The organism is Anaerosporobacter mobilis DSM 15930 (assembly GCF_900142955.1).
Lineage (GTDB): Bacteria > Bacillota > Clostridia > Lachnospirales > Lachnospiraceae > Anaerosporobacter > Anaerosporobacter mobilis.
Genome location: NZ_FRCP01000023.1, coordinates 1 through 22,293 on the forward strand (window position 1 = coordinate 1; position 22,293 = coordinate 22,293).

Annotated in this window: 15 protein-coding genes; 4 read left to right on the top strand and 11 right to left on the bottom strand. The window is 36.0% G+C overall.

Translation table 11 applies throughout. From position 1 onward, the window contains the following. Positions 1–138: 138 nt before the first annotated feature. Entirely contained in the window at positions 139–1,311 is a 1,173-nt protein-coding gene (locus tag BUB90_RS19740; protein ID WP_073289584.1) for an ISL3 family transposase, read from the bottom strand. Between the two features lie 410 nt (positions 1,312–1,721). Between BUB90_RS19740 and BUB90_RS19745 the strand changes: the two genes are divergently transcribed. Together BUB90_RS19745 and tsaA are read left to right on the top strand one after the other, a co-directional pair. Further along, complete coding sequence (locus tag BUB90_RS19745; RefSeq protein ID WP_073290682.1) at positions 1,722–2,540, top strand: MerR family transcriptional regulator; 819 nt, start codon at positions 1,722–1,724, stop codon at positions 2,538–2,540. Between the two features lie 102 nt (positions 2,541–2,642). Further along, positions 2,643–3,119, top strand: coding sequence for a tRNA (N6-threonylcarbamoyladenosine(37)-N6)-methyltransferase TrmO (gene tsaA / locus BUB90_RS19750; RefSeq protein WP_073290684.1), 477 nt, complete (start codon positions 2,643–2,645; stop codon positions 3,117–3,119). A gap of 231 nt (positions 3,120–3,350) precedes the next feature. Here tsaA and BUB90_RS19755 read toward each other — a convergent pair whose 3' ends face one another. From BUB90_RS19755 to BUB90_RS19780, 6 genes are all read right to left on the bottom strand, one after another. Next, on the bottom strand, positions 3,351–4,727 hold the full coding sequence (locus tag BUB90_RS19755) for a sodium-dependent transporter (protein ID WP_073290686.1): 1,377 nt from the start codon (positions 4,725–4,727) through the stop codon (positions 3,351–3,353). Between the two features lie 401 nt (positions 4,728–5,128). Further along, positions 5,129–9,487: an Ig-like domain-containing protein gene (locus tag BUB90_RS19760; RefSeq protein ID WP_073290688.1), complete on the bottom strand. Its 4,359-nt coding sequence runs from the start codon at positions 9,485–9,487 to the stop codon at positions 5,129–5,131. 346 nt (positions 9,488–9,833) lie between these two features. Then, positions 9,834–10,514, bottom strand: a complete 681-nt coding sequence (locus tag BUB90_RS19765; RefSeq protein WP_073290690.1) for a GntR family transcriptional regulator — start codon at positions 10,512–10,514, stop codon at positions 9,834–9,836. Positions 10,515–10,527: 13 nt separating this feature from the next. Further along, positions 10,528–11,691, bottom strand: a complete 1,164-nt coding sequence (locus tag BUB90_RS19770) for an isocitrate/isopropylmalate family dehydrogenase (protein WP_073290692.1) — start codon at positions 11,689–11,691, stop codon at positions 10,528–10,530. Positions 11,692–11,804: 113 nt separating this feature from the next. Continuing rightward, complete coding sequence (locus BUB90_RS19775) at positions 11,805–13,193, bottom strand: beta/alpha barrel domain-containing protein (RefSeq protein WP_073290694.1); 1,389 nt, start codon at positions 13,191–13,193, stop codon at positions 11,805–11,807. A 417-nt stretch (positions 13,194–13,610) separates the two neighbouring features. After that, a complete protein-coding gene (locus BUB90_RS19780) occupies positions 13,611–14,516 on the bottom strand; it encodes an AraC family transcriptional regulator (RefSeq protein WP_073290696.1) in 906 nt (301 codons plus the stop codon). Between the two features lie 240 nt (positions 14,517–14,756). Here BUB90_RS19780 and BUB90_RS24490 point away from each other — a divergent pair, with 240 nt between their 5' ends. Together BUB90_RS24490 and arcC are read left to right on the top strand one after the other, a co-directional pair. Further along, positions 14,757–15,245: a peptidoglycan-binding protein gene (locus BUB90_RS24490; RefSeq protein WP_073290698.1), complete on the top strand. Its 489-nt coding sequence runs from the start codon at positions 14,757–14,759 to the stop codon at positions 15,243–15,245. 210 nt (positions 15,246–15,455) lie between these two features. Next, positions 15,456–16,388, top strand: a complete 933-nt coding sequence (gene arcC, locus BUB90_RS19790; protein WP_073290699.1) for a carbamate kinase — start codon at positions 15,456–15,458, stop codon at positions 16,386–16,388. Between the two features lie 129 nt (positions 16,389–16,517). On the opposite strand, the gene BUB90_RS19795 is transcribed toward arcC, so the two are convergent. The 4 genes from BUB90_RS19795 to BUB90_RS19810 all read right to left on the bottom strand — a co-directional run bounded on the left by BUB90_RS19795 (position 16,518) and on the right by BUB90_RS19810 (position 21,955). Next, on the bottom strand, positions 16,518–17,096 hold the full coding sequence (locus tag BUB90_RS19795; RefSeq protein ID WP_073290701.1) for a DUF1653 domain-containing protein: 579 nt from the start codon (positions 17,094–17,096) through the stop codon (positions 16,518–16,520). A 144-nt stretch (positions 17,097–17,240) separates the two neighbouring features. After that, positions 17,241–19,100, bottom strand: a complete 1,860-nt coding sequence (locus tag BUB90_RS19800) for an ABC transporter ATP-binding protein (protein ID WP_073290703.1) — start codon at positions 19,098–19,100, stop codon at positions 17,241–17,243. Further along, complete coding sequence (locus BUB90_RS19805) at positions 19,093–21,396, bottom strand: ABC transporter ATP-binding protein (RefSeq protein WP_073290705.1); 2,304 nt, start codon at positions 21,394–21,396, stop codon at positions 19,093–19,095. Before BUB90_RS19805 ends, BUB90_RS19800 begins: the two co-directional genes overlap by 8 nt. A gap of 106 nt (positions 21,397–21,502) precedes the next feature. After that, the gene (locus BUB90_RS19810; RefSeq protein ID WP_073290707.1) at positions 21,503–21,955 is read right to left on the bottom strand and encodes a MarR family winged helix-turn-helix transcriptional regulator; all 453 of its coding nucleotides are present in this window, start codon (positions 21,953–21,955) and stop codon (positions 21,503–21,505) included. Positions 21,956–22,293 lie beyond the last annotated feature (338 nt).

The following is a 22,293-nucleotide window of genomic DNA, read 5'->3' on the forward strand; positions in this document are numbered from 1 at the left end:
GGCTCTTTGTCAAGTGTTGGGGTGCGAGGTGCGTTGCACCCGCACCAATACTGGATAGAGAGCTGTTTTTATGTTTTGTTCTATAGTATCTATTTCAGAGCATGCAAAAAAAGCCAAGTGCCAGTCTGTTAAATTATGTTAGTTGCTATGCAAGATTCTAGTACGGAATCTTTTGAAATTGCGTATTCCATAAGATGTACGTTTTATTACTTTGATTTTGTTATTAAAACCTTCCGTAGGTCCATTGGTGATTCTATATTTAAACGCATTTAGTATTCCTTCGGACCAATGTCTATAAGTAGCAGCACACTTTTCAAATTCAGGAATGTCGCACTTTTCAGCCATCTTAATCCAATCCCAAAAGTCAAGTCTTTGCTTTTTGTACTGATTGCATTGGCAAATGTCATAAAAATCTTCTTTTAGTCGATGAGCTAAACGTAAGTCATCACTGTATTGAAGCATTAAGTCACATGCTTTTTTACTTTCATCCTTTAATGTATAATATCTAGCAAGAATCAACTTATGGCTACGTTTGTAGTATTTACGTAGAGATGGAATCATTGATGTCTGTAATCTCTTTCTTACATTCTCAATTGCCCAAGTAACCTGTCTGATAAAATGATATTTATCAATAATAACCTTAGCATTCGGAAAATATGTATGCGCGATATCTACATAAGGTTGCCACATATCACATACAAAATATTTTACACGATAACGTTCTGAACGATTTATTTTTCTGAAGTATTCTGAAAGGTGAGGCTGCGTACGATCAGGAAGAATATCAAGGATAGTTCGTTTCTTAGGATTTACAAGAATACATTGATATTTACCTGTTTCAGCGTTACCTTTGAATTCATCAATTGAAATAGAATCACCTAATTTGGGGCAATCATAGCCTATGGTATCAAGTATACGAATCACAGTATTGATTGATAAATTTGTGATTTCAGCAACTTTTTTGATAGAAACGGTATTTCTAAGTAAATCAACAGTTTTCATAGTGAGTCTTCTGGTTCTTTGCTGGTATCTGGACAAGAATGAATACGATTCAAAAAAGCGTTTCCCACAAGAACAAATATACCTGCGTTTTCTTAAAACAAGATAGCAATCCTTCAACTGAAAAGGTAAATCCTTTATTTTTTGCATACGGTAGTCGTGAATTCGTTTTGTCTCGTTTCCACAAGCGGGGCATGTGTGTAAAGTAGGTTTTGTTTCAATGTGAATTTCAATAAAATGATCTGCTTGGGTAATTTTTTTTACTTTAACATCTTTTAAATCTAGTAATTTATTGATATAATTAGATAGCATTTATATGCACCTCCGAGTGATTGTTGGCTAGACTGGCACTTGGAGGTCTTTTTTATTATAAAATAAAATATTGGAGTTTACGAGTCTAAATCGTATACCCCAACATTTATTATAGAGCCGTAATTAAATTATGAGGCGTGATTGCCATGTTATCGGCTGCCGCGCTTCTTTTTTTGCACGAATGGTAACCATTTCCTGCATAGTCTATATGTTATTTGCAAATGCTCATCCACTACCCCTTAGTATAATCAAACTCATTACCTGTAATATGTTTCCTGAAATATCTTGCTGTAATAACTGAAACCCTGTATAATCGGGATAACACCATACTGAGAACAAGGAACATTTTCCAAATCAAAAGAAAAATAGATAAAATCTAACGTTGAAATGATCAACATTCAGGAGGAATCATGTTTAGAATAGGTGAATTTTCAAAGTTAACTCAAGTAACTATTAGAATGTTAAGATACTATGATGAAATGGGACTTTTGAAGCCAGCAAAAATCGACCCGTGGACGGGTTATCGTATGTACTCTGTTGAACAAATACCTATTCTTAATAAAATTGTCTATCTCCGTGATAGTGGGTTTAATGTTGCAGAAATTGCAGTATCACTTAACAATGGAAATGACAGCTTTATTGTAGAACAGCTTGATAAAAAGCACGAAGAAATTGAACAGGCGATACAGTTTGAAAAAGAAAAATTAAGAAAAATAGAGCTTGCAAAAAGAGAACTTCAAAGCACCAAAAATGAAATGCACTATAATGTCTCAATAAAATCAATTCCAGAAAATCAAGTGCTTTCATTAAGACGGATTATCCCAACATATTATGCAGAGGGTGAATTATGGACAGAATTATCGTCTTTTGCAATGCAAAATCAAATTGCCATATCGAGTGATACTTTTTCCATTTACCATGATACAGAGTATAAGGAACAAAATGTTGATGTAGAGCTATGCGCTCCGGTAAAAAAGATGGGTCAAAGTATCGGTGGATTTACATACCGAGTTACCGATCCTATACCAACAATGGCCTGTACAATGGTATACGGGGAATTTTCTAATATTGCGGGAGCATACTTAACCTTTGCAAAATGGCTGCAAAAGAATAGTCATTATCAAATGATTGGTGAAAGCCGGCAACTTGTACACCGTGGGCCATGGAATGAAATTGACCCTGAAAAGTATTTAGTTGAAATTCAAATTCCTTTGGAAAACGTTAAATAAGAGTCTTGCACTTGTGCAAGGCTTTTTTATATTCGTATATTGACTCTCACATGGTGTGAGGGGTTATGCTTTGTTTGAAAATAATAATTGGAGGTCAAATGTATGAATAATTTTGAGGTATATCCTATTGGAAAAATCCACAACAACGAAAACGGCACCTTTATTGAAATCGAGTCAAGGTATATTCCTGCTATGAGAGCATTAGAGGGGTTTAGCCATATCAACGTCATTTGGTGGTTTAGTGACTTCGATAATGATAAAGCAAGGAACACTCTTCAAACACCGCAACCATATAAAAATTCTCCTGATACCATGGGTGTCTTCGCCACAAGGTCTCCTATTCGTCCCAATCCGATTGCTCTAACCACCGTAGAAATAATACACCTTAATTGTCAAAAAGGACTTATTCAGATTGCATATATAGACGCAAACGACAATACACCCCTTATTGACATAAAACCTTATACACCGAGTCTTGACCGAGTAGAAACTCCCGGTGTTCCAGATTGGTGTTGCCATTGGCCGAAAAGTTTAGAACAATCCGCTTATTTTCCATGGGAAGATGAATTTAATTTCTAAACCTGATGAATTAATTTAATTACATTTAAGAAAAGGACTAGAGATTGACTCTCTAATCCTTTTCATTAATATCTAATAAATATTCTTTTACTTTGACGTATTGTTTAGATAATTTATCATTCATATTATCAAGTAATTTAATGACTTGGTTTTCGCCCATTCCCCATTTGAGTTATAACAACGCATGTGTTGTATTTAAGATGCGTCTTTTCTAGTTTATACAGTATACTATTATAATTTCATAAATCCTAAGGCTTGTAAAATTGAACTAACTAAAATCACTCCTAAGAAAATTATCACAAGATATTTCGCCATGAATAAGTATATTTTCTTCCTCTTGAATTTCGAAGAAGCCTCTATTTCATCAATTACTGTTTTAAATCCACAAACTTTCATGACAAGTACCATTGTGCATATCGCAGCGATCGGCATCATGATGGAATTCGTTATGAAATCAAAGAAATCTAAGATTGATCCTCCAATTGGCTTAATGAATGACCATACACCAAATCCTAGAGAACATGGAATACCAAGTAATAAGGTAATGCCTAACATAACCACACTACTCTTCTTACGACTCCATTTAGTAAGTTCACCGAAGGTAGCAACGCCACATTCCATTAACGACACTGCACTTGTAATAGCCGCACTGAATACAAGTAAGAAGAATACCATACCGATAACTCGTCCCATTGGCATGCTTAAGAATACCTTAGGCATAGTAATAAACATAAGTGAAGGTCCGGCCTCTAATGTCTCTGGACTACCACCAGCGAAAGCAAATACGGCTGGAATTATCATTAAACCTGCTAAGAACGCAATCAATGAATCTACGATTTCAACTTGACGAATAGAAGATTCCATATCAATATCTTTCCTCATATAAGAACCATATGTGTATAGGATTCCCATTCCGATAGATAATGAATAAAACATCTGCCCCATAGCGGCTACTACTGTATTAATGGAGAATCTCGAGAAGTCAGGAATTATATAATACTTAACTCCTTCCATTGCTCCCGGGCGCGTTACCGAATAGATCGCGATTCCAATTGCCATAACAACAAGTAAAGGCATAAGAATTTTACTAAGTCTCTCAATTCCCTTCTCTACTCCCATAATAATAATTAAAAATACCGCAATTGCAAAGATAAATAACCAAAATACAGGTTCTCCTGTTTCACTAACAAAGTTTGTAAAATACGTATCCTCTTGTAAATTAGCAGCACTACTACCAGCAAAGGAGAAGAAATACTTAAGTACCCAACCACCAATTACACAGTAATAAGGAACAATTAGCATAGGTATAATAGCATTAATCCAACCGCCAAACATCATCTTCTTCGCACCAAGTTCCTTGAAAGCTCCTATCGGGCTTTTTCCTGTCTTACGACCAAGTGCAGTTTCTGTCATGATTAATGTAAAACCGAATGTAATTGCTAATACAAGATAGGTAAGTAAAAATATACCTCCACCATACTTAGCTGCTAGATATGGAAAACGCCATATGTTTCCCAGTCCTACCGCCGACCCTGCTACTGCTAATACATATCCCATCTTTCCCGAGAAACCTTTAACAGCTACAGTTTTTCTACTCTTTCCACTCATATAACTCTTTTGTAACCTCTTCTGAATCCTTTCGCTTACCACTTTATCAAAGTGATATTTCATAGCGTTATCAATTCTACTTTCTAAACTATTATTGTCCTATAATACACGAGAATAAACATCTCGTCAAAAGGTAAATTGTACCACATTTTTTAATATACTAAAGTAATAGGTTAATTTCAACTAATTTATTAATGAAATTTATAACACAGCCTTATTATTCCATCTATCGCCAAACTTATCCATCAAGTACCGTATAAGATTTTAACAAATAAAAACCTATGAAGATTTTCACCTCATAGGTTTTCAATCACAAATATTAATAATAATTTCTCTAATCCCATTTCTCTAATATTTTGAATAGAATTCTTAATTAGTTCGTGGGTAGCTCTAAACTGGTGTTATCTTACTGTAACAGTAATCACTACTTTCTTCTTCTGACAGTTCACAGTAATCTTTGCTGTTCCCTTCTTCTTCGCCGTAATCATTCCTTCAGAAGAAACGGTTACAACATTCTTGTTACTGGATGTGAATGTAACTTTATCTAATGCCGTAATATACATCTTAGTTGTTTGTAATGAAAAGCTCTCGCCCTTATTCAATGTCAATTTTCCATTCTTTACATTATCAACAGTTAATTTACTTACCTTAACAATATCCTTCTGAACTTTCAGTGTGAAGGTTGCTGTTGCACCGTAGGTAGTGGTAACTGTAATCTTAGTACTACCAGTTTTCTTTGGTGTGATTGTAAGTTTTCCGTTAGTTGCTTTCTTAACGGTTGCAACACTTGTCTTAGAAGAACTATAACTCTTGATGGAGTCACCTTCCTGTAAGCCCATTGGCTGTAACGCTGTCGTCTTGTTGACTTTTTCGCCATTCTTAAGTTGCAATGGAATTGTATTGTAAGTTACGTTCCATTTTACAGTAGGCTTAACAACTGTAATGGTTACACTTGCTGCAGAGCCTAGATGTGCTGATGTTGCTGTGATGGTAGCAGTTCCGGCAGATATACCAGTTACTACACCGTTCGCATCTACAGTCGCTACTGCATTGTTATTAGAAGCATATGTTGGATTTTTGTCACCAGTAACGGTACACTGTGTTATCTCATTCTGAAGAATGCTTGTTTTGCCAATGCTTATCTTAATCTGTACATTCTGTACGTTCTGTTCATTGTTTCCATTATTTCCTTCACTTCCATTAGAACCACCCGTAGAACCGCCCGCATTCACTTTCACTAATGCTTTCTGCGCACTCTGAAGAACTGTCACTACTGCATCCACATCTTCCTGGGTTGCATTCACATTAGCTACAACTTCCTTTGCCCCCTGTAAAGCCGCTGAAAATGCATCCCATGATTTCTGTGTATAGTCATCTTTCTTAAGGTAACTATACTGCTTAATCAAGTTTTTCAGTTCTGTCTTAGAAACTCCAGGTACTCTCTCAACAATTTCTTCTATTTCTGAAATTGTTTCTTCCATTAAAGACACTTTATCTTTCGTTTCCTCCTGAATTGGCCATGATATGGATATCTCATAACCTTCTAAAAGTTTTTTCGCATTTGTTAATGCTTCTTCTAACTCTGCTCTCTTAACCTCATCTGTAATAGTTTCTAACTGTTCACTAATGTTCTTACACTTTTCCTCTAAAGACTTATATGCCTGAGTCAGTTTTCTATAACTGCCTTCTGCTACCCCGTTATTATAGTAGAGTAAGAACGATCTATCCCAACTAGTGCCTTTCTCTCCTGTTACCGGGTCTGTACCACTACTTACAGGATCTCCCATACCATTTACAACTGAATTGATTTTCTGTAATACTTTGGTTTCATCAGCAAATGTCTGAAGACAGGCATTTTCGATTAATACGCCTTCTTTATCCGGGACTTCAATCGCATTGTCTAACTGAATCTGAACTTCTGATGCATCATAGGTCGGTCCTGTAAAGATAAATACATTATATATACCAAGACCAATTGCATAGTGAGTATCTACTTCATCTGCAACCTTGTAAGATGCATATCCGTTTACAGTTCCATCATGTGACATCCATTCTTCCTGTGAAATCGGATCGTAGCAGGTCTCATTCTGATAGAAATATGTTGCACCGTTCTCACCATTCCATAATGTAGTATAATCTTGGAAATGCTCATTAAATAATGCATAACATGTTACGTCATCACCATTTACAATTAAACCATGTTGGGATTCGTTTCCATTCCACGCTACACCTGCACCATGGTCAGCTCTCCAAATCCAGAAATGATCCCCTATTACATTATTACTATTAATTTCAAGTGCATTATCTGATTTCGTTAGTTCATCTGTTGTTCCACCAACTCGTAAGAATATATCCTGTAATATAGTCGGATTAGCGGAGTGATCTTTGTCTGAACCCTGTTCACCAACTACTAACAAATATTCAGAATGTTTTCCTGCATCTAATATAATACCTGCAACTCTTACTCCATCAACATCTGCAATTCTCATCGCAGCATCTTCATTATCCGGAATGATAGTTGCCAAACCGGAACCTAAAATAATCGTATCTGCTTTTGTTACCTTTATGGTTTCTTCTGCATGATAGATACCCGGTGTGAAATAAATGTTCTTACCTGCTGCTAACTGTGCATTGATTGTAGCCGCTGAATCTGTAGGTTTTGCAATATAGAAAGTATCTAGTGAGACACTTTTTCCTTCACCCATATCATCTTTTGACCAGCTGATACCCTTTGTATTCTCTCTCACTGCTGGTACAAATACCTGATATTTACCATTATCATCAATATATAAGAACGGTTTTTCAGCAAGTTTCTTAGTTTCTTCTACATTCGTAAATACCTGTTGATTTCCATTCGCATCCGCAATCTTCCAATTAGAGTAGCCATTGCCATTTAGTAATGCTCTGGATTTCCCCTTCTCTACACCGTCTGCATTTGGTAAATTGGGAGCTTCTAAACCTTGGAAGAAATTATTAAGTGTTGTTCCGAATGCATTCCCTGCCATCTCAGTGTTTCTTGTATAAAATTGCTGTCCTGCCCATGTACCTGCAGAGTTTCCTTCACCGTCAATACCAGTGAAGTAACAGTCAGCAACATAGCCGCCGCTTGCCCATCCATAGTTCCAGTCATATGCAACTGGACGTTCTGAATATACTCTTCTAAGTGGAGCCGCCTGTGCAACAGCCCAGTTAAACCAGTCTCCTCTCCAAGAACCATTCTGTGCTTTTCCTTGTTCATTTCCAGTATTAATAATAGACAAGTTTTCTGTCGAACGCCAAAAATTACAGGTAGCGTTATTGCCGCCTAGATAATCTGGAATTGCGATATTGTTCAGTTTTACATCATAAGGTGTCTCTCCCAAACCGTTAATGGATGTGTAGAATCCAAGATTAATACAGCTGGTTTGTGTATAATCCCCTGGCTTGAAGTATACCTGCCAATGTTCTCCCCTAAACTGTGCATCCTTGCTGCTATCATTTGTTTCGTCAAATAATTTATGTAATGTTTCATCAATCTTTTTCACATCGTCTGTAGGTGCAAAAACTAAAGTATGATTGCCGAACATCTCAGTCTCTAAAGAAACATATGCTGATGCTTCGGATTCTTCTGCATATGTGAAATCTCCCCCGCCTGCTTCACCATTATTTAATGCAACTACTCGATAGTAATTTTCATATCTATCATTCTCATATGCTATTTCTGCACTTGTTTCACTCACTGTTGCAACAGTTTGATATGTACCAAACATACTTTGTGCATGCAGAATACGATAATGTGTTGCATTCTCCGCTGTATCCCAGCTGATTAAGAATTTACCTCCTTCTTGTTCTTCAAGTTTAAGATTCGTTGGAGTTGCAGGTTTTAGTCCCGCTCTTGTCTTTGCAGTTACCTCATTACTCTCTGTACTGTATGTTATGTCAGCTGCATCTCCATTACCGTTTATAACAAGTAATTTAAATGAATACTCTGTACCTTCACTTAGACCAGTTACTTGGTAGGAAGTTTCATCTGCAAGATCAGCAATTTTCTTGAATTCTAAATCATCAGGTCCTTTTTTAAGTACTTGAACATTGGTATAAATACTTGCTGGTTTTTTCCATGTTAAATCTAACGTTGTCTGAGTTTTCGTGCTGTTGTCTACAGCCAGACTTTCCACTTTATTCGGAGCTACTTTAGAGTTAATAATGAATTTCTCATTATCTGTTAATGTTTCTCTCGTCTTATCCGACATACATTGTAAGACCGGTGCCCCATCAACAGTCTCTACAGTAATGTATTTGTCAAAGTAGCTGTCTTTGAAAGAGACGGTGCCATCACCGTTAGCGACAATCTGAACACTCTCCCAACCGTTTCCGCTTGTACCTCCATTAACCTTAACAACCGTTGCTTTCGCACCATCATTCCAGCCAACAGATGCGATTCCTTTGTTGTATTCTTTTGAAACCAAGGATACTACCTGAAGTTTTGAATTTCCCATACTGTTATTATCATTGATACCAAAAACAGCTGTGCAAAATATTGTTGCTAGATCCCCTTCTTCACCGTCAACCGTCAGGGCTACATTATCTGTTTCGTATGACTTGACCAATTTATCGGTTGCCACATGTTTAATGGTAAATCCCTCGTCTGTATCGCTGAGATTTTCTAACTCGCTAACGCTCTGTACGGGTGCTGCATAGGCAGTCATCGGCAATGCCATCTGCAATACAATTACAAATACCAAAAGCTTAGCAATTATACGACTTACTCTCTTTCTCATTTACCTTCTCCTTTTTAATCTTTTATAGTAACACGATAAAACCCGACTATTGAAACTTCTTCGCCTCCTTCTTTGTTATTCCCCAATAATTTTTAATAGTCGTATATATTTTATCATTAAAGAATCAAGAAGAAGGTGGATTATCTTTTAAAAGCGTGTAGAATTATTAACTGTTTTTTACAATAGATTAAATATGAAAGACTATACAGTTTTATCTGTATAGTCTTTCATATTTAGCCATTTATACAACATCCTGCGAAACGGTTATCCTTACATCTTCCTTCAAAAGGGAGGGCAAGCAAAAACCTATGAAGCTTTCACTCCATAGGTTTTCAACTACATATATTTATAATAACTTCTCTAATCCCTTTTCACTAATATTATTAATAGTGTTCTTAATATGCTCATGTGTTAGATATTCGGCCTTGTCTGCATCGTGTTCTCTAATCGCCTCAAAAATCGCTATGTGCTCTTCATTGGTGTGGCTAGCACGAATCATGGAAGACAAAGACGCCTTGCGGATTCTCTGTACATACTGATGGTAGTCAGATAACAGATGACATAGGATACGACTACCAGAAGCCTCATATAACAGCTCATGAAACTTGCTATCAAGTTCAAAAATCTGTCCCTCATGGGAACGTCTTGTATGGAATTCTGATAGGTATACAACTTCATCCATCTCTTCCATCTGCTTCTCTGTTATATTCTCGCATGCCATTCTTGCACAAAGTCCTTCAAGATAAGAACGAATCATATAGATGTCATGAATATCTTTCGCAGAAATCCCATTCACATAGGCTCCTTTATTCGGAATAATATTCACTAATCCTTCTAACTCTAACTGTCTTAATGCCTCGCGAACAGGCGTCCTACTAACGCCTAATTCATTCCCTATTGTTACTTCTTTTAATTCTTCATTCTGACTATATTTACCCGAGAGAATATCGTCACGTATTTTATGAAAGACACGTCCTCTCAAGGAATATTTATCGGATGATTCCTTTTGCTCATGAAAACTGTCCAAAGAATATTTCCTCCTAGTTCTTCGCAATCGTCTCCATAATGTAATCAGCAAATTCAGCACCTGTAGCTCCAGTATCTCTACCAGTCAATACTAATTTCTTTTCTGTAACAGTACAGATGTCAAGTGCGTTGTACAATTGATTTGCTTTCTCTGTATAACCGATGTGAGATAGTAACATTGCACCAGCACGGATTACGCTACATGGATCTGCGTAAATATCTCTACCTTCCTGCACCATACGTGGGGCAGAACCATGAATTGCTTCAAACATAGCATATTTTTTGCCAATGTTTGCACTACCAGCGGTACCTACACCACCTTGCAATTCAGCCGCTTCATCTGTAATAATATCACCATATAGATTAGGTAATACAACTACCTCAAAGTCTCTTCTTCTTTGTTCATCTAATAATTTTGCAGTCATGATATCAATGTACCAATCATCTGCAGTAATTCCATCGTATTCTTTTGCTATACGATAGAAATTCTCAAGGAATTTACCATCTGTTGTTTTGATGATGTTTGCCTTTGTAACTGCTGTTACACGAGTCTTACCATTCGCCTTAGCGAATTCGAACGCTGCACGAATAATTCTATCACAACCTTGAGACGTTGCAATTGTAAAGTCGATACCAAGGTCGTCTGTTACGCTAACACCTTCTTTACCTGCTGCATATCCACCTTCTGTATTCTCGCGGTAGAATGTCCAGTCGATACCTTGTTCTGGTATACGAACAGGGCGAACGTTAGCGAATAGATCTAGTTCTTTTCTCATAGCTACATTAGCAGATTCTATATTAGGTAGACCGTCACCTTTTCTAGGCGTTGTAGTAGGTCCTTTTAAGATAACATCACAAGTTTTTAATTCTGTTAATACATCAGCTGGTATAGCTGCCATCTCTTCTGCTCTTCTTTCAATTGTTAAGCCATCAATTACTTTAAACTCAACTTTACCAGTTGCTACTTCATCTTTTAATAAATACTCAAGAACTCGCTGAGCTTGCCCTGTAATTGCAGGACCTATTCCATCTCCACCACATACACCAATTGTGATTTTATCCAGTTCTTTATAATTAACAAAGTCACCTTGTGCCTTCATAGCTTCAACTCTTGCTAATTGCTTCTCTAATAGCTTTCCAAACTGTTCCTTTGCTGCTTCAATTTGCTGCGTATTCATCAATAATCCTCCTATGCTCCGTAAATGATTGTATTAATTGTTACGTTTACTAAGTATTTCTTAAGTTCTTATGATGTGATCTGCTTCTATTTACATTAGTATAGTGTAGCATACTAAATGTTAACATTCAATTCTTTACAAGCTTCGTCAATAACTTTTATTAATTCGTTGTCTGTAATAACCGTTACACGACCTTCGTCATATTGTTTATCTACCCAATCTTTCACTATCGTTACTACAGGATGTGACTTATCAACGGCTCTTTTGTCTTTTAGTTTGTAATATGTGTTAATCCAGTGTGCAATTCCTGCAAGACCTGATGTATTAGAAACTGCAACTAATACTGGCCTATTTAAGAATTTATCTGTATCAAATATATTGTAGATTTCTTCATTCTTAAGTAATCCATCTGCATGGATTCCTGCTCTCGTAACATTAAAATTCTCACCTACAAAAGGCGTTCTAGATGGAACTTTATAATCGATTTCTTCCCTAAAGTAATCTGCTAATTCTGTAATTACTGTTGTGTCCATACCATCTAAAGTCCCCTTTAGCTGTGCATACTCGAATACCATCGCTTCAAGAGGGGTATTGCCTGTTCTTTCACCAATACCGAATAAGGAACAGTTGACACCACTTGCACCATATAACCAAGCTGTCGTTGAGTTCGTTACTGCTTTATAGAAATCATTGTGACCATGCCACTCTAACTGCGCTGAAGGCACACCTCCATGTGTCATTAATCCATAGATAATTCCTGGTACGGAGCGTGGAATAACCGCACCAGGGAAGTTAACTCCATATCCCATTGTATCGCATGCACGAATCTTAACTGGGATTCCGTATTCCTCCCCTAATTTCATCAATTCGAGACAGAATGGAATAACAAAACCATGAATATCAGAACGAGTAATATCTTCAAAATGACAACGTGGTGCTACTCCTGTTTCCAGACACTCTCTTACTACACTTAGATAATGGTTCATTGCTTCTTTTCTTGTCATCTTCATCTTATAGAAGATATGATAGTCAGAGCAACTTACTAAGATTCCTGTTTCTTTTAATCCAATCTCTTTTACTAATTCAAAATCTTTCTTACTTGCACGAATCCAGGCGGTTACTTCTGGAAACTGATATCCTCTTTCCAAACATTTGTAAACAGCATCACGGTCTTTCTTACTATATAAGAAGAATTCACTTTGACGGATAATTCCTTTCGGACCACCTAACTTGTGAAAATAATCATAGATTGTAACAATCTGCTCAGTCGTATACGGTGCTCTTGATTGCTGCCCATCACGAAATGTTGTATCTGTAATCCAGATTTCATCTGGCATATTATGTGGCACTATTCGATCATTAAACGCAATCTTTGGTACCTCGTCATATGGAAACAGATTACGGAACACATTCGGTGTATCAACTTCTACAAGTGGATAGATGCGTTCTTCATACTGTAACAGGTTATTGTGTCGATTTAAAAATACTCTACGATTTTCCATCAAACTCACTCCTTGTATAATTATTCACTCACCCCTTATAACAAAGCACCTTTTTCTCGATCTTTTTATATAGTGTTTAGTTATACATTATATAACCAATTATTATGTATACAATAATAATGCTTTATTTTCAAGGTTTTATATTGATTTGTTATTATTGTATACAATTATACTATCTTTGTCAATTAGCAATTTAGCATGATAAAGTGGTTGTATAATTACATGTTTACAATAAAGTTTGAAAACTTTTTATAGTATAAAGTTTTTATAAGATAAAATTTTCTATAAAATAAAAAAGAAGTAAAATATTAGTAGTAAAACTACTATATATTCCACTTCCAAGTTATAATCATATATTCGCTAGATAATAGCTTAATAAATCTCCTCTAATGAGGGGATACGATAGTGAGACCATTATTAACATTTTTCCGATACTGGCATCCATACTTCCATGTAGGTACTGTCAGGTGAGCTGTCATAGTACATTTCTGGAGAATAAACCTCCATGGTCAAATCATGCTTTTCAAGCCAAACCCCACAATATTTTATAGCCTTATTGAGAGCCACGGTAACAAGTTGCTCAAAATTTTCTGCTTCAAATCTACAAACAATGTATTCTCTTGCCGGAAGTTCCCAAGTAACAAAACGGGCATCTTTTGTTCCTTGCGACACTTGTGCACCCGCAAAGTAAGTAAAATACCCTTCCGGCACATCACCAAGATAAGCAACTCCCAGTTCGCATCCTCCAATTCGAGGTATATATTGTTTTTCTTTATGGAATTTTTCCCAAACTTGACCAGGCATATCTACTCCTGTAGATTCGCCAAGTGGCATTTGTCCTTCAATAGGAATGATACCTGATACTCCCATAAAAAGTATTGGTTGTAAGATTGTTTTACGGTTAAATTCCAACACAAGTCCATCACTGATAAGTGGGACACCTTCGTCAATCATCGTGTAGGATAACAATAAGTCGGGCTTGTCAAATTGATTGAGCATTACCGGATGTTTGCGATATTCTTCTGGTGTTATTTTATAGGCTTCTTTGAATGCTCTTGTGAATGTCTCATGGCTTCCAAAGCCGTAGTCAAGCGCAACATCTAAAATACGTCGTTGTTTATCAGCAAGTGATTCAAGGGCTTTAGCTAATCTGCGTAATTTAATGTATTCTCGAACTGGCTTCTTAACAAGACGTGAAAATAACCTTTGATAATAAAAAAGTGACAATGACGATTCCTTTGCTAGCTGTTCAATATTAATTTCATCACTAATATTTGATTCAATATAATCAAGTGATTTTTGTATAGCTTCCCATGCGTGCATAATATGCACCTCCTTCTGTAGATAGCATATCACTACTACAATTTGTGCGCTTGACCTGGTCTGCTTTATTCTGGAAGCACGCTAATTCCGATTGGCTATTATTTGTTAATAATAATTCATTCTTACAATCGAATTCTGCTCTTCGATTATTTGCTGTTATATATTTAGTAACAATTAATTGATTTTACCATTTTTTACATATATAATAATTATATTATAATAGTATAAGGGAGAATGTATATGTCAAAGAAAATAACATCAACATTAAAAAAAGCAATTTTGGTATTAACTGTATTGGTAACGGCTATAAATCTCACCTATATCCCATCTGCTGCATCACCAATTCAATCACATTCTGGTAGAACCGATTCTAGCGGTGGTCATAGAGATAATAAAAACAAGAGTGGTTTAGGTAGCTATCATTATCATTGTGGTGGACACGAAGCACATCTTCATAAAAATGGAGTTTGCCCCTATAGTAGTTCAAGCAAATCTTCCAATTCTAGTAAATCAACCAAAAAAGCCACTGCAAACAAGTCTTCCAAATACTCGACAACAGTGGAAAAGGTACAGATTGCTTTAAACAACCTAGGCTATGATTGTGGTAAAGCAGATGGAATCAGCGGCAAAAAAACAAAAAATGCAGTAAAAAAATATCGACAAGATAAAGGTCTTACGGTAAATACCAAGATTGACAAAGAGCTAAAAAAATCTCTTGGGATAAACTAAGACAAACCTTTTTTCTCAACCTATTGGATTTCGAAAGCATATATGATATATTACTTATATACATAGAACCATAGGATACAATTTCCAATCGTGCATATGTTAGAGGTCGACGGTACCAATCTTACCCCGTCTATCTACTCAAATATCCTATACTAATATAGATAATTGAGTTATTTATATTACTAGAATCTAAGAATCGAGGTAACGCCCATGCAAAACAAAAAAGTAGTAGTTGCTTTAGGACACAGCGCTTTCGGAAAGACATTTCCAGAACAACAAGAATCCATTAAAAACGCCGCTGTTGCAATTGCAGATTTAGTAGAAGCCAAATATCAAGTTGTTATCACACATAGTAACGCCCCTCAAGTTGGTATGATTCATACAGCAATGACAGAATATAGCCGCCTTGATAAAGAGCAAACCGTAGCCCCAATGTCAATCTGTAGTGCCATGAGCCAAGGATATATTGGTTACGATTTACAGAATGCTATCCGTACCGAATTACTACAACGCGGAATCTATAAAACCGTTTCTACTATCATCACACAGGTTCGTGTTGACACTTTCGATCCAGCCTTCCATAATCCAACCAAAGTAATTGGACGTATCATGTCTGAAGAGGAAGCAAAAGAAGAAGAACAAAAAGGTAATTACGTTATTCCAGTAGCGGATGGATTCCGCAGAATTATCGCTGCTCCAAAGCCAATCGATATCTATGAAATCGATGCAATACGAGCACTTTTAGATGCTGGCCAAGTTGTTATCGCATGTGGTGGTGGCGGTATTCCTGTATTAGAACAAGGTACAAAACTAAAAGGTGCAAGTGCTGTAATTGAGAAAGACTTAGTTAGTGCGAAGATGGCAGAACTTCTTAATGCCGATACCCTTCTTTTATTAACTGGCGTTGATCGTGTATTCCTAAACTTCGGTAGCGACAATGAAACTCCTTTAGAAACTGTTACCCTAGAAGAAGCGAAAAACTATATGAATGAGGGACACTTTGCAGCTGGATCTATGCAACCTAAAGTAGAAGCAGCCATTAAATTCGTTTCAACAAATCCAGAACATACTGCTATTATCTCTCATCTTGATAAAGCAAGATCTGCTATTAAAGGCAAAACTGGTACTCATTTTGTAAAATAGATATACAATCTACTTCTAACATCGGTAAATGTTTCTAAGATTTACGAGTAATGAATAGTAATAAAAATAAAAAACAATCTTAAAAAATTGTGTGCCTTATGGGCTTCAAGTTTTTAAGATTGTTTGCTTTTAGCGTAATCGACGATCTTCAAATCTAATATGCGTAAGTAAACAATTACGAATTTCTTCTAGTTGTTCTTCCACCGTATCCGTTGCTAAAACTATGTCCATAGAAATCGCCATACTATTAACTATATGAGAATCTACATGTTTCTTCATCAAATCTAGCTGTTCTAATTTATCTTGATGACTTCTTGCATCAAGGAAATCTAATAAAACTTGATGTGTATCAACACTTTCCGATTCCTTTGTTTTAATAGAATGTTGAAGATGAATCTCTTGCAACATAGCATCAAGTTCTGAACTCTCCTCTACAGGTACACTTGAAGTTGATTTTTCAACAGTCTTCTCTGGCATGTACACTTCAAAGCGAAATTTCTGCGTTACATCTGGGTATTTCTCATGGTCCACTTCGCTCAAGAACATATCTAGAGGTCTTATATACGTCTTGAAATCTCCGTAAAGTGCTTGATACACTACATATTCTTCTCTTGTCTCGGAATGTATTGCAATTGATACAATCTGATATAACATTCCCTTAAAGTGTTTCATTAACGTTCCAGGTACAATAATCTCTCTATTTTGCATTTACCATCTATGCTCCTCTCTAACGAAAAAAGTTATTGTAAAGACTATATTTTGTCTCTACAATAACTCTCTCTTATTCTACCACAAACCTAGCATTTGTGTACATAGGGGATGGGTAACTTTAACCAGATAATCATTAACTCATTAAGCTGACTCTTCAAATTGTGAATTATATAGTTTTTCATAGAAGCCACCTTGAGCAAGTAATTCTTCATGATTACCTTGTTCAACGATATCTCCGTTGTTCATAACTAAGATTAAATCTGCATCTTTAATTGTGGATAAACGATGGGCAATAACAAAACTTGTTCTGCCTTTCATTAAGTTATTCATCGCTTTTTGTATACGGATTTCTGTTCTTGTATCTACAGAACTTGTAGCTTCATCAAGAATCAGAATCTTAGGATCCGCAAGGATTGCTCTTGCAATCGTTAATAACTGTTTCTGACCTTGGGATACATTACTTGCTTCTTCATTCAAGACCATGTTATAGCCATCTGGCAAGGTTTGAATGAAATGGTGAACATGAGCTGCCTTGGCTGCTGCGATTACCTCTTCGTCCGTTGCACCTGGCTTACCATAACGAATGTTCTCCATAATTGTTCCGTTGAACAACCAAGTATCTTGTAATACCATACCGAATAATTCACGTAGTTCACTTCTATTGAAGGCTCTTACATCATGACCATCTACTAAGATTGCACCTCCACTTACATCATAGAAACGCATTAATAATTTGATCATTGTTGTCTTACCGGCACCAGTTGGTCCAACAATAGCTACTTTTTGACCTTCCGTTACCTGTGCACTAAAGTCATTTACAATAATCTTATCTGGATTATATCCAAAGTGTACATTTTTGAATTCAACATTTCCTTCAAGATTAGTTGTACTAACAGCATTCTCTACAGTTTGATCTTCTTCCTCTTCATTCAAAAATTCAAAAACACGTTCTGCTGCCGCAGCTGTTGATTGTATTTGGTTTGATATTTGCGCCATCTGTGAAATTGGCTGATTAAAGCTTCTTACATATTGGATAAATGCTTGAATATCACCTACAGATACTCGATTCTTAATTGTTAAATATCCACCTAGAATCGCAACACCTACATAACCTACGTTACCAATGAATTGCATAATAGGCATCATCATACCTGATAAGAATTGTGATTTCCAAGCGGATTCAAACAACTTATCATTTGCCTTATTGAACTCTTTAAGTGCTTCTTCTTCACCATTAAACACTTTAACTACGTTATGGCCACCGTAGATTTCTTCTACTTGACCATTTACATGACCAAGATATTCTTGTTGTTGAACGAAGTATTTCTGTGACTTTTTAATAATCTTTGAGATAATTAACATGGATAATGGTAAAGTCAGAATCGCTACTAATGTCATCCAACCATTAATTGATAACATCATTACAATTATACCGATAACCATTGTTACAGAAGTTATGGTCTGAGTAATACTTTGATTTAAACTGTTACTTAATACGTCAACATCATTGGTTACTCTTGATAACACTTCACCATGAGTCTTAGTATCAAAGTATCTCATTGGCATTCGATTAATCTTTGTGGATATCTCTTTCCGAAGTTCATAGGTTACCTTCTGTGAAATACCTGTCATGATAAATCCCTGAATCAAAGAGAAAAGCATTGCAACTCCATAAAGAGTTAATATTGTCATTAAAATCTTAAAGATTGCATCAAAATCAATTCCGCCAGTACCTTTAACTTTTCTCATTAAACCTTCGAAAATCTCTGTAGTTGCATTACCTAGAATCTTAGGGCCTACGATATTGAATATCGTTCCACCAATTGCAAACAAGATAACTAAAAATATTCTGAACTTATATTTCCCAAGGTAGTTCCCAAGGCCTGACATGGCTTTCTTGAAATCTTTTGGCTTTTCTCCAGGTGCTATACCACCTGGTCCACCAAATCCACCTACAGGTCCTTTTGGTCTACCAGCTGTATGCTTAGTGTCTTTACTCATGGCTTTCCTCTCCTTTCACAGTTTCTTTATTCGCTATACTTGCTTCAATTTCTTTTTCTGATAATTGAGAAGAAGCAATCTGGCGGTATACATCACAATTCTCTAATAATTGTGCATGTGTACCTTTACCAACTATTTTACCTTCATCTAATACAATGATTTGCTCCGCATGTAAGATAGTTGAGATACGTTGTGCTACAATTATAATAGTACTATCTGTAATTTCTTCATGTAAAGTCTTACGAAGTGTTGCATCTGTCTTAAAGTCAAGCGCAGAGAAACTATCATCGAATATATAGATATCAGGATCTTTGGCAATCGCTCTAGCAATTGATAATCTTTGTTTCTGTCCACCTGATACGTTAGAACCACCTTGAGAAATTGCTTCATCGTATTGTTCAGGCTTTTCTTCAATGAAATCCTGTGCCTGTGCAATTCTAGCAGCACGTTTGATATCTTCCTCAGTCGCTTCTTGTTTACCATAACGAATATTGGAGTCAATTGTTCCTGAGAATAAAACACCCTTTTGTGGTACAAAACCAATCTTTGCTCTTAAATCATGTTGTGATACATCTTTTACATTCACTCCATCAATTAAGATTTCACCTTGTGTCGCATCATATAGTCGAGGGATCAGATTGATTAATGTAGATTTACCGCTACCTGTACTACCGATAATTGCCGTCGTTTCCCCAGGTTTTGCTATAAAATTAATATCTTCAAGGACATCTTCTTCTGCATTCGGATAACGGAAAGACATATTCTTGAATTCAACAACACCCTTTTTAGCGGTATTGAAAGATTTCTTATCTTTAGGATCATTTATTAGGCTTTGTGTATCCAATACTTCCATAATACGATTTGCTGAAACTGCAGCTCTAGGCAACATTATGGATACCATAGTTAACATTAAGAATGACATAACAATCTGCATTGTATATTGTATGAATGCCATCATATCGCCGACTTGAAGGTTACCTGAATCAATACCTTTACCTCCAAACCAGATAATCATTAAAGTGATACCGTTCATTACGAACATCATAATAGGCATCATGAATGTCATTGTGCGGTTAACAAAAAGGTTTGTTCTTGTTAGGTCTTTGTTTGCTATATCAAAGCGTTTCTCTTCATGTTTTTCACGGCTGAATGCACGAATTACAGGTAAACCAGTTAAGATTTCTCTCGTAACAAGATTCAAACGGTCAACAAGTTTTTGCATGCTCTTAAACTTAGGCATAGCAATAATCATAAGAGTCCCTACAAGTACAAGAATTGTTCCAACTGCTACTGCAATAATCCACGCCATACTGGTCTCTGTATTGGTAACTTTAATAATACCACCGATACCAAGGATTGGTGCATATAGTACCATTCGAAACATCATAACTAGTAACATCTGTACTTGTTGAATATCATTGGTACTTCTTGTAATAAGAGAAGCAGTTGAGAATTTATCAAACTCTGCATTAGAGAATCCAACAACCTTCTCAAACACCTTACCACGAATATTCTTACTTGTTCCTGCTGCAATACGTGATGCAAGGTAACCAACTATAATAGCTGCAATCATACCAACAATTGCAAGGCCTATCATCTTAAAACCAGCAATGGCAATATAGTTGTTCTGAATCTTACCTACATCTATACCAATTGCTTCATATTCTAACTTTACAATCGTAACTGCACCTTGATCTAAGATAGATTCTGGCACTTCTTTTAATTTTACGTTAATTTCTTCGTTAAGTTGAGCTACTTGTTCTTCTGTCATCATTGATAATGCTGCAAAGACATCCTGACCTTCTAATTCTGGTGGTAGGAATGACATACTGTCTGAGTCATCTCCTGACTCTCCACTATCATCTCCCATACTAATTGATCCATCTAGTACTGCAGAAATAAACAATGGTTTTGCAATAATTGAACTAATCTTTTCTCTAACTTCTTTATCCTTAGTATCAAGTACATAGATATCCTCTGACTCTAAAATCGGATAATCCTTGATATATTCTTTATATTCAGATTCTGAGCTAGAATCTTTACCTACGTATTTATAATATTTTGATAAGTACTCGGAATCCTCACTGCTCATAAAATACTGCATTTTCTGATAAGTAGATACTCGAACTGCTTCAAGTGCAGTATCTTCGATACCTCCTTGCTGAATACCAACATCAACGATGTCTGACGTATATTGTGGCAATGAAAGATCACTAAATGCTTGAATGACTAACAAAACCACAACCGCTAAGATTGATAATCGAAACGGTTTTAAATAACGCATTAATTTCTTCATCTTATCTTCCTTCCTTTAATTATTTCAGGCCGATGGTGCATCGACCTTCCCCTATACTAACTATTATTTCTTGCACACTACCCTTTTATTATCGAAACTGATCCTTTCACACTTGCTCCCCAGTAACGATAAGATATAGTTTATCAATAATTCGTATTAATTCCTTAGCATCATGTTCGCCAAGCTTACTCATTAAATCAATAACATATTGATCTCTAATATCACGTATTTTTTTAATATAAGCATATCCTTCTTCCGTTACGCTAATATACGTTACTCTTCTGTCTGAACGATCGATTTTTCTAAGGATATATCCTTTTTCCTCAAGAGAATTCAACACTTTTGAAGTCGTAGGTTTCGGAATATCTAAATCTTTGGTTATCAACGAAACTTTAATTCCTAACGTATTTTCTTCACTAAGATTGTGGTCAAGATAGAATAAAATCATACCTTCCATCTGTGATAGTTCGCCAAAACCTTTACTTCTCCTTTTCATACCATGAAGTTTGCTTATTACCTCAATAAGTTCCTGCCCATACGAAATCTCAACCTCTCCCAAATTAATGATCCTCCCTTCCTTTTCTTTCGCAGATTAAAGTAAAATAGTTTCACTAGGAAACTATTTCTCTTGTTAACTATTATATTTAAAATATATTATTTGTCAATCATATACCTAAAGATTTATATAAATTTTACACTTTATTTATGTATAAGCTATAGAGATTCCCGAGCAAACTTACACATCGAAACCAGTCACGTAAGTGGTAAAATACCGTGCAAGGGAGTGCGTTTCTCAATCCAGACTCTGTTCGCACGAAGAATTATACAATTTCTATGTCACATAGTTTAGAAAAAACTCATCTTAATACACACATTCTACTTAATTGAATGTATACA

What these genes read in the sequence shown, in the direction of transcription:
- tsaA (WP_073290684.1), top strand. Translation starts at nt 2,643, where the DNA reads ATGAATAATTTTGAGGTATATCCTATTGGAAAAATCCACAACAACGAA.
- BUB90_RS19795 (WP_073290701.1), bottom strand. Translation starts at nt 17,096, where the DNA reads ATGCAAAATAGAGAGATTATTGTACCTGGAACGTTAATGAAACACTTT.
- BUB90_RS19800 (WP_073290703.1), bottom strand. Translation starts at nt 19,100, where the DNA reads ATGAGTAAAGACACTAAGCATACAGCTGGTAGACCAAAAGGACCTGTA.
- BUB90_RS19760 (WP_073290688.1), bottom strand. Translation starts at nt 9,487, where the DNA reads ATGAGAAAGAGAGTAAGTCGTATAATTGCTAAGCTTTTGGTATTTGTA.
- BUB90_RS19745 (WP_073290682.1), top strand. Translation starts at nt 1,722, where the DNA reads ATGTTTAGAATAGGTGAATTTTCAAAGTTAACTCAAGTAACTATTAGA.
- BUB90_RS19775 (WP_073290694.1), bottom strand. Translation starts at nt 13,193, where the DNA reads ATGGAAAATCGTAGAGTATTTTTAAATCGACACAATAACCTGTTACAG.
- arcC (WP_073290699.1), top strand. Translation starts at nt 15,456, where the DNA reads ATGCAAAACAAAAAAGTAGTAGTTGCTTTAGGACACAGCGCTTTCGGA.
- BUB90_RS24490 (WP_073290698.1), top strand. Translation starts at nt 14,757, where the DNA reads ATGTCAAAGAAAATAACATCAACATTAAAAAAAGCAATTTTGGTATTA.
- BUB90_RS19770 (WP_073290692.1), bottom strand. Translation starts at nt 11,691, where the DNA reads ATGAATACGCAGCAAATTGAAGCAGCAAAGGAACAGTTTGGAAAGCTA.
- BUB90_RS19755 (WP_073290686.1), bottom strand. Translation starts at nt 4,727, where the DNA reads ATGAGTGGAAAGAGTAGAAAAACTGTAGCTGTTAAAGGTTTCTCGGGA.
- BUB90_RS19740 (WP_073289584.1), bottom strand. Translation starts at nt 1,311, where the DNA reads ATGCTATCTAATTATATCAATAAATTACTAGATTTAAAAGATGTTAAA.
- BUB90_RS19805 (WP_073290705.1), bottom strand. Translation starts at nt 21,396, where the DNA reads ATGAAGAAATTAATGCGTTATTTAAAACCGTTTCGATTATCAATCTTA.
- BUB90_RS19780 (WP_073290696.1), bottom strand. Translation starts at nt 14,516, where the DNA reads ATGCACGCATGGGAAGCTATACAAAAATCACTTGATTATATTGAATCA.